Raw genomic sequence first — 12,546 nt, 5'->3', positions numbered from 1 at the left:
AAGCCGCGCAGCCAGTTGATCGAGTCGGCGTCCAGGTGGTTGGTCGGCTCGTCCAGCAGCAGGATCGTCTCGGACTTGCCGCCCGCGCCCGCCTCGGCGGCGGCGAACAGGATGCGCGCCAGCTCGACGCGGCGGCGCTGACCGCCCGAAAGCGTGCTCAGCGTCTGGGAAAGGATGCGGTCGGCGAGGCCGAGGTTCGAGCAGATCCGCGCGGCCTCGCTCTCCGCGGCGTACCCGCCGAGCGAGGAGAACCGCTCTTCGAGCCGCGCGTAGCGGTTGATCGCCTTGTCCCGCTGCTTGTCGTCGACCAGCTCGGACATCGAGGTCTGCGCCTTTTCCATGTCGCGCAGCAGGGTGTCGAGCCCGCGCGCGGACAGCACGCGGTCCTTCGCGGTGACCGACAGGTCGCCCTCGCGCGGGTCCTGCGGCAGGTAGCCGAGTTCGCCGCTGCGCCGGACGTCGCCGGCGTGCGGTTCGCCCTCGCCCGCGAGGACCTTCAGCGAGGTGGTCTTGCCCGCGCCGTTGCGGCCGACGAGGCCGATGCGGTCGCCGGACTGGATGCGGAGGGTGGCGCCGTTGAGCAGGATGCGCGAACCGGCGCGCAGCTCAAGGCCGGTGGCCGTGATCAAGAGAACTCCCGGAGACGGGGGTGGTCGGGTGGACGTGCTGGAGCGCCCCGGCACCGCGCACGATGCGGGGCGGGCGGTTATTCTCTCTGAATCCGCACGAATGCCCTGATGACCACGAACCCAGTGTACGGGTCGGCGTCGAACGGTTTTCGAGGCCGTGTCCGGATTCACTCGGGGCCCGCTGTCGGCTCCCTCACCACCAGCTCCGCCGCGCGCGCCCGCAGCGCCGCCTCGGCCAGCACCTCGCGCCGCGGTCCGGGGATTTCCAGCACGCACGGCTCCACCCGGTCGAACACCGGGGCGAGCCTGCGGTCGGCGCGCAGTTCGTCCAGCGCCCGGCGGTCTCCGCCGAGCACCACAGCGTCCACTTCGGACATTCGCGGGAGCAGAACTTCGTACGCGTCCCGCGCCGCCGAATGCAGCGCCGCGCGCGTCTGACCTTCCCGGCGGCGGGCGAAGCGTTGCTGCGACCAGCCACCTGCCGCGGTTCGGCCTTGTACGTGATGGCGGTCGGTCCGGGAAAGAACTACGCGGCCGTCGTACGCGAGCCCGAGCGAATGTGCGCCCTTGCGGACCAGCAGCAGCGCGATCAGCCGCGGCGTTCGTACGTGCCGGATCAGTGGTTCGACGGCCAGCCCGGGGTATTCGCCTCGCTCGGCCAACGGTCCAAACTGGACAGTCGCGGTGGCCGTGGTGCCGTTGCCGGCTGAGACCCGTACTTCGGTCGCAGCGAGAACTGTAGTCGCCGCGCCGTCGTTGCGTTCCGCGAAGCGCGCGAACCAGCCGTCGAGCCGTTCCGGCGGGACCTCCACCGCCCGTCCGCCGCCCGCGACCTGCCGTGCCATACCGAAAACGGTACGGGACTTAAGCTGCGTGACCCACGGCTGCTGGACCATCCACAAAGGACGCCAGCGGCACCGAACTGCCCGATTGACCCCAGTATGACCGTATCCGAAGGTCCGTGAGGGGACCCCTGAGGGAATCAGATTCCGTGAAGGAGTCCCTCACGAACGACCAACCCGCTCCCGCCACTCGCCACGAGCCGCGCCGACCCTGGCCAGCCCCCTCAACCAGGGCAGACGATCCTCTCAACGGCACCCATAGCGCTGCCTTAAGTCCCTGGCATTGATACCGGAAACGGTACGGGGCCGCCGCGGTTCGCGACGGCCCCGCGTCCGTTAAGCCAGCTGAGGTCCTCTCGTCACCACTTTCTGCACGTCCGCCGGACGTCCGGCCGCGACGTACCCGTTGACGTGCAGCGAAACGCTGCGGATCGAACCGGTGTCGCCGCCGGTGGTGTCGACGACCTTGAACGTCCACGTGCCGTCCGCCGACGTGCCCGGCTGGGCCTGCGGCGTGACCGGACGGTAGGTGCCGGTGTACGGCGCGTCCGGCGACCCGGTCGTGCTGAACAGCTTGGCCGCCGAATCGTCGAACACGACCTGGCAGAGGTTGTTGCCGCTGCCGCCGCCCTTCTGGAACAGCGTCGCCGTCGCGCCGGACGGCGAGGTCAGCGTGCCGACCAGGTCGTTGACGTAGGTGTGGTCGATGCCGACCGTGGTCGCCTTCTCCGCGGCGGTGCAGGTGGTGCCGTCGATCGACAGCGACACCTTCGACGCGGGCCCGACGCCGCTCACCACGAGCGGGACCGAGGCGCCGAGCGACGAGCTGTCCGGGATCGCGACCGCCGGGCCGGCGTAAGCGAACGTCTGCGCGACCGGCGACGGCGTCCCGACCGGCAGCCCGAACGTGCTGGTCCGCGGCGAGTACGAGCCCGCGAACGTCACCCGCGCGTTGAGCACCACCGGCGAACCGAGCTGCTGGCTGGCCGGAACCGTGACGGTGAAGTCGTTGATCCCGGTCTGCCCCGGGCTGATCGTGCCGTACGACTTCGCGCGCGGCTCGATCGTGACGCCCGGAGTCGGCGAGGAGAGCACGACGCTCGTGGACACCGCGGTGCCGTCGCCGTTGTTCTTCACCGGCAGCGTGACCGTCGCGGTCTCACCGGGGTTGAGCGTGCTGCCGCCGCTGGGGCCGCGGACGGTCGGCTGCCCGGCCTCCGCGTACGGCTGCGGGCTGGCTCCGGTGTAGGTCAATACCTTGTCCGCCAACACCACTCCAGCGCCGGTGAGGTTGTCCGGGCCGGGTGCTTCGATGTCCACCGCGGTCTTCAGGAACGCCTCGCGAACGTCCGAATTGGACAGTCCGGGATTGCCGGACAGCACCAGGCTCGCGATCGCGGCCGCGTGCGGTGCCGCGGCCGACGTGCCGAAGAACGGGTCGAACCCGCTCACCGAGGTGTGCACGCCGTCCGCCGCGGTGATTTCCGGCTTCTGCCGGACCTCGCCGCCGGTCGAGGACACGTCGCCCGGCGTGATCGGGGTGCCGTTGGCCTCGTAGAACACGCGCCGCGGACCGTCCGAGCTGAACCGCTCCGCCTTGCTGGCCCCCGAATACGCCGCCGGATACGGTCCGGTCGGGTTGGCCGGGTCGCCCGGTTCGAGCGGCCGCCCGAACGCCGCCTCGGCGGGTGCCGCGGCGACCGCGAACGCCTTGCGCGCCGCCGCGTGGCCCACGACCGCGCCGGGCGTGGAGTACGCCTTGAGCCCGTCCGCGGAGTCGCGGAACCGGCTGCCGAACGCGGTCAGCGAGAGATACCGGTTGGCCCCGGAGAACTTCACCACGGCGAGCCGCAGGCCGCTGCCGCCGAACAGCGGGGTGGCCAGCTGCTCGTACGGGTCCTGGGTGCCGTTCTGGACGTCCTGGCTGAAGCTGACGACGTTGCCGCGCGCGTCGAGGAGGTAAAGGTCGTAGTCGTCGGCGGCCGCGCCGACCGGGTCGGACCAGTGCAACGTCACCGGGACGTTGGCCGACGACGCGTCCGAGATCGGCTCGAACACCTGCTTTCCGGCCGCACCGGCGAAGTTGTGCGCAGTGCCGGCGAATTTGCCGATCGGGACGCCGGAATCGACGAAGTCGCCTTCCCAGTGCGCCGCGGTGCCGTCGGCGACGTTGCCTTCGTTGCCCGCGGACGAGAAGTAGAGCGCGCCGTTGGCCGTCACGTCGTTCACCGCTTGCGCGATGATCCAGTCCTGGAACGGGGATTCCTTGAAGTAGATGACGTCGTCGACGATCACGTCGCAGTGCGCTTCGAAGCGCAGCTTGCGGATGTTGTCGGCGAAACTCGCGTCCGAGGTGAACGCCGTCGCGAAACCGAGCTTCGCGTTCGGGGCGAGGTCGTGGATGATCTCCAGCATCGCGGTGCCTTCGTCACCGGTGCCTGCCTGTCCGGTCAGGACATCGACCGCCGGAAGCTCGCCCTTGGCCCGGGAAACCTCCAGCGAATCGACCCCGTCGGACAGCGCGCACGCCTTCACCCCGGTGCCGGTCACCCCGAACTGCTGGCGCGCCGCGTCCGCGTTGTGCGCCCGGTCCCCCGCGCTGACGACCGGCGCCTTGGCTTGCGTGGCGAGGGCTTCCTTGAGCTGCCGATCGATGCGATCAGCCTTCTGCTGCTTGGTTTCAGTGCTTTCCTTGTTGTCCCGTTGCCGCGCCGTCATCGCCAGGTCCGCGGTCTCGACGTGCTTCACGTCGCCGCGTTTCGCGATCTCCGGCAACGCCCCCAGCGGCACCTCGGCCCGGATGCTCGCCGCCGCGCTCGACACCGCGCGCACCGCGGCACCAGCCTTGACCAGGTCGTTGACGAGCCCGTCGCTGACCTTCGTGACCCGGATGTCGACGAGCGCCTTGTCCCCTGTTTTCGAGAGGCCCGGCAACGCGGCGGCGCTCAGGCTCCGCGTGCGCATCTTCTCCTGGACGAGCAGTTTGCTGTCTATTTTGGACTCAGTCGCGGTCTGCCCGGCTTTGAGCGCCTGCAGCGCGGCGATCTGACTGTTCGCAGTGTCCACAGTGGACTCCTGCGCTTCCGCGAGGGGCGGTGTCGCCAGCCCGGCGGCAAGCACCGCCGCGGCGACCACGCCCGTCCGTCTTCTCGCGGTTTTCGTCGAGGCTCTTGGTGAACGGTTCCGACGCACGTGCGCCTCCGATCTCACACCGCGTGCCCCGACTCACGCTGGCCAACGCCGGTGATCACCGGCTGGATCCAGCTAAGTCCCACTTCTGTCCGGGAAAAACGGCCGTTGGGGTGACGTTGGCGGAGCAATTTTCGCCTCCCGCCGGACGTCGTAGGCCGTTCGGCCGAAGCTGCCCTGCACCGGGCAGCACTGGCTCCTCCCGACCGTGCACCGGATTCGCCGGTCAGCGCAGATCGACTCCGCGGTTGCCGAAGATTTCCGTGACCGCGTCCACGAAGGCATCGCCCAAGACTCGGCGAGACGTCTCGACGGCATTCCAGACCACCGAATAGCGCGGTCCCCGCTCCGATCCGCTCCGGACGCAGTCGTCGAGCGCATCCAAGTTGCTGCCGAAGTACCCGCCTGGACCGTTCGCCGCCTCGCCGATGGCACAGTAGAACGAGTCCTTCGACGACAGGCCCTTCCCGTCGATGACGATGTCGCCCGTGCCGTATCGCATCGCGTGCTTTCCCGAGGTGAACCACGCGTTTTGCACTACGTGCATCCAGTCGCCGTGCTGGGCCGCGGGATACCGAGTCCATTCGCGAGGCTGGACCGATCCTCGGCTCCACCGCGCCCAGATCGCCTGCGCATGGGGAAACGGCTCGCCGCCGCGGGACGGAACTTCGAGGCTGTCGGCCCCGTCCGGAGCCAGGAGAATGTTCTTCGGCTTCAGCGTGAAGCAGCCGAGCCAATACTTGCCGATCGCTTCTCCGGAATCGTCGACCACCTCGAGCACCGCATCGTCCATAGTCGCCGGACGCGCGTCGGCTGCGTTGCGAACGCCCTCGAGGATCATCTGCCCGTCGGTCGTCTCGTCGGCGAAGAACCCGGACAACGACTCGAAGGCGAGTACGAAATCCGGGCAGCTCTCGTCGGAGACGAGCCGGTACAAGGGCATCCCGCTTCCCTCCGTCCGCGGGGACTTGAGTTGCCGCTGTCCGTGACGAGTCACAGCTCCAGCCACATGATCCGCAGCCCGACCCGCCCCTCGACCGGATGCCGGAACGCCCCCGGCGCGACCCCCAACGTCACAAACCCCAGACTCTCGTACAACCGAATCGCCGGAACATTGGTCTCCACCACCGCATTGAACTGCACCGCCATGAACCCAGCCCGCCGAGCCCACTCGATCAGGTCAACAACCAACGCCCGCCCCACCCCGGAACCGCGCGCATCCCGGGCCACCATCAAACTCCCCGACGCGACATGGTTCCCCGGACCCGGCCGGTTGGCATACATGTTCGCCGTGCCCAGCACCCGGTCCCCCTCGGCCGCGACCACCACTCGCGCCGGGGCGGGCACCAGCCAGATTCCCGGGCTTCCGCCTCGGTCATGGCCGGGTCGTAGGGGAACGTCTGCTGCTCGGTCACCACGTCCCGGACGATCGGCCAGATCCCCGGCCAATCCTCGGCGCCGGCTTCCCGGATCGTCAACGGCATCCGTCCACCGTGGCCGTCGAACCCCGGTCGATGCAAGCCGATTACAGCACGAAGGAATCCGACCAGGGCTGGCTCGACCGGCCCGACAGCGCCTCCAGCAACGTCACCGCCTGCTTGTCCGTCAGCGAAGCCACGAAGTCCACCACCGCCCGGCCCCTGGCCAAGCCGCGCACCGCGTCCGCGCCCTCGATCCGTTCCCCGGTCGCGCCGACCAGCAGCTCCGGCGCGGTCCGGGCCAGGCCGGCGTACTCGTCGTGCGCCAGTTCCATCAGGTCGTGCAGCCGGCGCGGCAGCCGGGAAGCCTCGTCGCGGTCCAGGAGCCACGCGTCCAGGGCGTCGACCAGCGTCGTGACCAGGCTCGCCTGACCGCGCTGGTGCAACGCGAGATCGGGGCGCAGCAACACAAACCGCCGGTGGACGAACTTCAGCACCTGCACCTCGTGCCACTGCGCGGGCCGCAGCGAGACGTGTCCGGACCGGGTCGACGGGGACGACAGGACGAACACCCCGTCGACCAGCCGCGCCGTCCAGTTCGCGGAGAACGCGGCGGTCGCTTGTTCGGCTTCGGTCGAGCCGTCGAAGCCGTCCGCGAGGAGGCCGTCGACCAGTTCTCGCTGGACTCTCGCGACGGCCGCGGCGAAGGCGTCGTCGTCCACGATCCAGCTGTCCTTCAGGTGCATCCGCCGGCGCATCCGCTCCAGGGAACGGCCTGGGCGGCGGATCTCGGCACTCAGCCGGGCATCGTCCAAAGAGGCCAGTTCGACGGCGTGCGCCAGCCACTCCCCCAGTTCAGCGGCGACGGGCGCGTGCTGCAGGACGCCGATGCGGTGGAAGTCCTGCAGATCGTGGATCGCGTACGCGATGTCGTCGGCAGTGTCCATTACGGACGCTTCCACGGTCTGCTGCCACGGCTCGATCCGCGCGGCGAACGGGGCGCGCGACTGCTCGAAGTCGTCCAATTCCGTGACATAGGCGGAAAATTTGCTCGCGCCGGTCCCGGGAGCGTCGTCCGGTTCGGCCGCGCCGCGCGGCGGCAACGGCATCTCGGTCGGATGCGGCTGCGGATAATGCAGACGCGCCCACGGGTACTTCAGGACCGCCGCGCGGACCGCCGTCGTGAGGTCGAGGCCGATCGACGACGGGCCGCGCACGTCCGTCGTGGTGAGGATGCGGAACGTCTGCGCGTTGCCTTCGAAACCGTCGGCGAGGCCGAACCGGTGCCGCGCGATCCGGTCGAGGGTCTGCTCGCCGAGGTGCCCGAACGGCGGATGCCCGAGATCGTGCGCCAGCGCGGCGGCCTCGCACGCGTCCGGATCGCAGCCGCCGAGTTTCATCGCCAGTTCGGCCGATTCGCTCGCCCCGGTGATCCGCTCCGCGATCCCGCGCGCGACCTGCGCGACCTTCAGGCTGTGCGTCAGCCGGTTGTGCAGCAGCCCGGCCCCGCCCGCGCTCACCACCTGGGTGACCCCGCCCAGCCGCGCGAAGAACGGCGACGCGGTGATCCGGTCGCGGTCGACGCGGAACGGGCTGGTCGCCAGATCGGTGAACCCGCCCGCCCCGCTCTCCGGGTCCCGGCGCGCTGCCCTCGGATCGGTCTCGTCCATGTGTCTCACCGTATCCGCCCGTACGGCAGGATCGCGGGATGACCGACGTGCTGGTGGCGGGCGGCGGCCCGGCCGGGCGGGCGCTGGCGGCCGCGTGCGCCCGGCGAGGGCTGGAAACAGCCGTCCTCGACCCGGATCCGCACCGAAAGTGGCCGAACACTTACGGACTGTGGGCGGACGAGGTCCCCGAACTGCCGGATCGGGCGATCGCGGCGGCTCCGGCCACGACGCTGGCGTACGGAACTCGCGAGCACCGCGTCGATCGCGCGTATCGGGTGCTCGACAACACCGGGCTGCGCGAGTGGCTGACCGAGCCGAAAGTCCAGGTCATCACAGGCAAGGCGGACGGCGCGGAGCACGGCCCGCACGGTTCGACCGTTCTCCTCGCCGACGGTCGGCGGCTGGCGACGGCGGTGTTCGTCGACGCGTCTGGCGCGCCCAAACTCCGCGGCCCACGCGCCGAGCAGACCGCGTATGGGCTCGTGCTGCCCGCGGACCAGGCCGAACGCCTGGCACCGGCCGAGACCGCGGTCTTCATGGATTGGCGCGACGGCACGGACAGCTTCCGCTACCTCCTCCCGCTCGGCGACGGCTCGGTGCTGGTCGAGGAGACGTCCCTGGCACGCAAGCCCGGACTGCCAGTGTCCGAACTCGCCCAGCGGCTGCACGCACGGCTCACCGCGGCGGGAATCCGTCCGGCGGGCCGGGTCGAGCGGGTGCGGATCGTGCTCGACGTCCCGCTGCCGAAGCGCGGCCAGGCGGTGCCGTTCGGGGTCGCGGGCGCGCTCGTGCACCCGGCGACCGGCTACAGCCTCGCGACCGCGCTGCAGCTCGCGCCCCGCGTCGCGGACGCCCTCGCCAGCGCGTTCGACGCGGGCCCGGCGGCCGCGGCCAGCGCCGCGCGGAAGGCATTGTGGCCGCCGGAAGCCCGCGCGGTGCACGTCTTGCGCCGCCACGGACTCCGTGCATTGTGCGGAATGTCACCCGCGCAGTCAGCGCAATTTTTCGATCTTTTCTTCAGCCTCCCGGTCCCGGCGCAGCGCGCGTTCACCTCGGGCCGCACCGACCTGCCCGGCACTGCCGCGACCATGGCAAACCTGTTCCGCGCGGCCCCGGCCGGGATCCGCCGCCGGCTGCTCGGCTGAGCCGGTGCCGGGAATTTTCCCGCTCCCGATCGAGGGAACGCCGAAAGCATTTCGCTAGTCCGATCCGGTGGCCAAAGTGCCGCGCCGGTGAACATCAGCTGACAACGGTTTCGCAGTCGCCTTCGGCGGTGCGAGTATCGCCTCCGTGACGACGCTGCGTGCGGTCCGATTCGCCTTCCAGCCGATGTACAGCTTGCACACCGGCGGGGTCGTCGCGTACGAGGCACTGGCCCGGCCGGGCCGGGGCACGGCGCACGAACTTCTCGCCGAGGCCCGCCGCGAGGGCAGGCTCACCGAGGTCGACCTCGGGCTGGCCGCCGCCGCGGTGCGGCAGGAAACCGAGCGCCCGAGCGCGCTCCCGCTGCACCTCAACCTCTCCGCGCGCACGCTCGCGTCGCCGGTGGAGGCGTTCGACGAGCTGATCGCCGAACTCGGCGCGGCCGGACGGCGCACCCGCGACGTCGTGCTCGAGGTCGGGCCGCCGTTCACGCACCTGCCCACCGGCCGCCTGCTCGACGGCATGCGCGCGCTCACCGAACTGGGCTTCCGGCTCGCGCTCGACGGGCTCGGCCGCGGCGACCTCCCGCTGGCGCTGCTCGCGCAGTCGCCGGTGGACCTGGTGAAGCTCGACCGCAGCGTGCTGCGCGGGCTGCCCGGCGACCCGGCGTCGACAGCCGTCGTCGAGGCGCTGCTGCACTACACGACGCGCACGAACATCCGGCTAGTCGCGACCGGGATCGAGACCGAGTCGCAGCTCGACGCGGCACAGCAGCTCGGCGTCCGGATCGCGCAGGGCAACCTGCTCGCGCCGCCCGCCGCGCACCGGTCCGCGCCCGCCTCCGGCGCGGTCCTCCCGGAGGACCGGCGCACGCCCGCGCCGCCGCAGGCCCCGCGCGTCGGCGATTTCCTGCGCCCGGCCACGACCCTGCCGGTGGACGCGACCTGCGACGACGTCCGCGAGGTGCTCGCCGCGGCCGACGCGCCGAGCGGCGTGGTCGGCGTCGACGCGGACAACCGTCCACAGTGGTCAGTCGACCGGACGCGTTTCCTCGTCACCATCACCGGTCCGTACGGCCACGCCCTGCACGCGAAACGGTCCGCCGCGCGGCTGGCGGACAAACCGCATCTGATCGAGGCGGGTGCGAGCGCGCTGGAATTCCTCGAACTGGTCACCGACGCCGACTGGGGCCGCACCGGCGACGACGTCGTGGTGGTCGACGCGGCCGGGCACTGCCTCGGCGTGGTGCTGGTGACCGAGGTCGTGCGCGGCGTCGCCGAGGCGAAGGTCGAGGAGGCCGTCACGCTCAGCCCGCTCACCCGGTTGCCGGGCAGCGAGGCGGCGGCCCGCGACGTCGAACGCCGGATCGCGAGCGGCGAGCAGTTCGTGGCGGCGTGGCTGGACGTCGACGCCTTCAAGTCGGTCAACGACAACGCGGGCTTCGCCGCGGGCGACGATTTGATCCGCGCCCTCGGCGAAACGCTCACCGATCTCTCCCGGCGGCTGCCGCGGATGCGCGTGAGCCACGTCGGCGGCGACGATTTCCTGATCGTGTGCGACGTGGACGAAATCGGCACGGTCGCCGCGGCGCTGCTGGACACGCACTGGTCCGCCGAAGGCATGCCGGTCACGGTTTCCCTGGCGACGCTGGTGTGCGGCAGCGGCACCATTCCGTCCTATCGGGACGCTTCCCGGCTGCTGGCCCCGCTGAAGAAACGCGCCAAAGCCGTTCCCGGCTCCAGCTGGGTCCTCAGCCGTCCCGGCAGCGACCGCGTCGAGGTCCTGCGCGGCATCGGCCGGGACGTCGCGATCAGCCGGTCGGCCTGACGAACCCCGACTCGTAGGCCCGGATCACCGCCTGCGTGCGGTCCCGCGCGCCCAGCTTCCCCAGCACGTTCCCCACGTGCGTTTTCACCGTCTGCAGCCCCAGATACAGCTCGGCGGCGATCTCCCCGTTGGACAGTCCGGCCGCCATCAGCCGCAGCACGTCGCGTTCCCGCTCGGTCAGGAAGTCCAGCGGGGCGCCCGTCGCGGGCGCACGCCGCGCGGCCATGCCCCGGATCGCGGCCGGGAACAGCAGCGAATCGCCCGCCAGCACCGTGCGGATCCCGGCGACGATCTCCTCCGGCCGCGCGCGTTTCAGCAGGAATCCGCTGGCCCCGGCGAGCAGCGCGTCGTACACGTAGTCGTCGTTCTCGAAGGTGGTCACCACGATCACCTTCGGCGGATCATCCACAGCGGACAGAAGATGCTCCGTCGCGCGGATCCCGTCCACGGCGGGCATCCGCACGTCCATCAGCACGACGTCCGGCCGCAGCTGCCCGACCAGGCCCGGCACCTCCGCGCCGTCGGCGGCCTCGCCGACCACGGTCAGGTCCGGTTCGCTGTCCACGATCGCGCGCAGCCCGGCCCGGATCAGCCGTTCGTCGTCCACCAGCAGGACTCGCACGCTCACCGGGTCCCCCACGGCACCGTCACCACGACCTCCCAGTTTTCGCCCACCGGTCCCGCGGACAGCTTGCCACCCACCAGCTCCGCCCGTTCCGCCATGCCCCGCAGGCCGCGTCCGCCCCGGGCGCGCGACGGCCGGGCCGAGCCGAGCGGATTCGCGACCTCGGCCCGCAGCTGCCCGTCCGCGACCGCCAGCGCGACGGTGACCGGCACCTTGCCCGCGTACCGGACCGCGTTGGTGAGGCATTCCTGCAGAATCCGGTAAACCTCGCGGGACACCACCGCGGGCACCTTCGCGACATCGCCCTCCACCTCGACGCGGCAATCCGTGCCGGACTGCTGCGTCACGGTGATCAACGCTGGCAGATTGGCGAGACCCGCGTGCGGCGTCCGGTCGCGCGCTTCTTCGCGAAGCAGGCCGAGTACGTGGTCGAGGTCGTCGAGCGCGGTGCGGGCCGACTCCTCGATCGCGGTGAGCGCTTCCTCGGTGAAGCCGGGATCGGTGTGCAGCGTCCGCCGTGCGGCCCCGGCCTGCAGTGTGACGACGGAAAGCGCGTGTCCGACGGAATCGTGGAGTTCACGCGCAAGCCGCGTGCGTTCGGCGAGCTGGTCGGTGCGCCGTTCCAGCTGCGCGATGCGTTCGGCGGCCGACCAGCCGAGCAACCGGGCCGCCGCGCGACGCAGCAATCCGCCGACGCCCCACACGAAGTAGATCAGCAGGACGAAAGCCACCACGAACACGGCGGGCAGCCACGCCGACGCCCAGCCGCGCGGAACCGTCAGCCGGAAATCCGGCGTGTCGACAAGCCGACCGGTGAAGACCGCGTTGATCGCGAACCCGAATCCGGCCGGCAGCGCGAGTGTCGCGAGCCCGGTCACCAGTCCGGCCGCGACGTGCAGGACGAACATCGCCGCACACCGCAGCCGTCCGTGTCCGGGCGCGGGCTGGGCGAGCAGTTCCCGCACCGCCGCCGCCTCCAGCACCCGCACCGCGGGCAGAAACGCGGTCGCGGCCAGCACGGCGACCGTCACGACGAATCCGGCGAGGCTCGCCCAGCCCATCGTCGTGGCGAACGGCATCAGCGACGGCATCGCGATCATCGCGAGCAGCAGGTACGGCACGCTGAGCGCGGCGCCGAGGATCAAGTACACCCACCGGCGATAGGTGACCCCGCTGACCAGCGGACGGAGGAAACGCACCCGC

At 70.9% G+C, this 12,546-nt stretch carries 9 protein-coding genes and 1 pseudogene; 2 read left to right on the top strand and 8 right to left on the bottom strand.

The window, feature by feature from the left end:
- Positions 1–50: 50 nt before the first annotated feature.
- The 6 genes and pseudogenes from RPX00_RS27670 to RPX00_RS27645 all read right to left on the bottom strand — a co-directional run.
- A pseudogene (locus RPX00_RS27670) lies at positions 51–638 on the bottom strand (ATP-binding cassette domain-containing protein); the annotation flags it as partial.
- A 158-nt stretch (positions 639–796) separates the two neighbouring features.
- Complete coding sequence (locus RPX00_RS27665; RefSeq protein ID WP_406629691.1) at positions 797–1,474, bottom strand: acVLRF1 family peptidyl-tRNA hydrolase; 678 nt, start codon at positions 1,472–1,474, stop codon at positions 797–799.
- 333 nt (positions 1,475–1,807) lie between these two features.
- On the bottom strand, positions 1,808–4,606 hold the full coding sequence (locus RPX00_RS27660) for a S8 family serine peptidase (protein ID WP_406629690.1): 2,799 nt from the start codon (positions 4,604–4,606) through the stop codon (positions 1,808–1,810).
- A gap of 280 nt (positions 4,607–4,886) precedes the next feature.
- Complete coding sequence (locus tag RPX00_RS27655) at positions 4,887–5,603, bottom strand: barstar family protein (protein ID WP_406629688.1); 717 nt, start codon at positions 5,601–5,603, stop codon at positions 4,887–4,889.
- Between the two features lie 50 nt (positions 5,604–5,653).
- Positions 5,654–6,007: an N-acetyltransferase family protein gene (locus RPX00_RS27650; protein ID WP_406629686.1), complete on the bottom strand. Its 354-nt coding sequence runs from the start codon at positions 6,005–6,007 to the stop codon at positions 5,654–5,656.
- A gap of 178 nt (positions 6,008–6,185) precedes the next feature.
- Positions 6,186–7,748 (bottom strand): deoxyguanosinetriphosphate triphosphohydrolase family protein, encoded by a 1,563-nt coding sequence (locus RPX00_RS27645; protein WP_406629685.1) that lies wholly within the window; start codon positions 7,746–7,748, stop codon positions 6,186–6,188.
- Between the two features lie 38 nt (positions 7,749–7,786).
- Between RPX00_RS27645 and RPX00_RS27640 the strand changes: the two genes are divergently transcribed.
- A complete protein-coding gene (locus RPX00_RS27640; RefSeq protein ID WP_406629683.1) occupies positions 7,787–8,893 on the top strand; it encodes a lycopene cyclase family protein in 1,107 nt (368 codons plus the stop codon).
- Between the two features lie 145 nt (positions 8,894–9,038).
- A complete protein-coding gene (locus RPX00_RS27635; RefSeq protein WP_406629682.1) occupies positions 9,039–10,718 on the top strand; it encodes a GGDEF domain-containing protein in 1,680 nt (559 codons plus the stop codon).
- Here RPX00_RS27635 and RPX00_RS27630 read toward each other — a convergent pair.
- Together RPX00_RS27630 and RPX00_RS27625 are read right to left on the bottom strand one after the other, a co-directional pair.
- Positions 10,702–11,346 carry a response regulator gene (locus tag RPX00_RS27630; RefSeq protein WP_406629680.1) on the bottom strand — a complete coding sequence of 215 codons (645 nt, stop codon included), beginning with the start codon at positions 11,344–11,346 and terminating at the stop codon, positions 10,702–10,704. The genes RPX00_RS27635 and RPX00_RS27630 overlap by 17 nt on opposite strands.
- Entirely contained in the window at positions 11,343–12,542 is a 1,200-nt protein-coding gene (locus RPX00_RS27625) for a histidine kinase (RefSeq protein ID WP_406629678.1), read from the bottom strand. Before RPX00_RS27625 ends, RPX00_RS27630 begins: the two co-directional genes overlap by 4 nt.
- Positions 12,543–12,546 lie beyond the last annotated feature (4 nt).

The organism is Amycolatopsis sp. WGS_07 (assembly GCF_045278895.1).
Taxonomy (GTDB): domain Bacteria; phylum Actinomycetota; class Actinomycetes; order Mycobacteriales; family Pseudonocardiaceae; genus Amycolatopsis.
This window is presented reverse-complemented; position numbering and strand designations above follow the sequence as displayed.

Excerpts from the sequence above, each read along its gene's own strand:
- RPX00_RS27665 (WP_406629691.1), bottom strand. The coding sequence starts at position 1,474 with ATGGCACGGCAGGTCGCGGGCGGCGGACGGGCGGTGGAGGTCCCGCCG.
- RPX00_RS27655 (WP_406629688.1), bottom strand. The coding sequence starts at position 5,603 with ATGCCCTTGTACCGGCTCGTCTCCGACGAGAGCTGCCCGGATTTCGTA.
- RPX00_RS27645 (WP_406629685.1), bottom strand. The coding sequence starts at position 7,748 with ATGGACGAGACCGATCCGAGGGCAGCGCGCCGGGACCCGGAGAGCGGG.
- RPX00_RS27640 (WP_406629683.1), top strand. The coding sequence starts at position 7,787 with ATGACCGACGTGCTGGTGGCGGGCGGCGGCCCGGCCGGGCGGGCGCTG.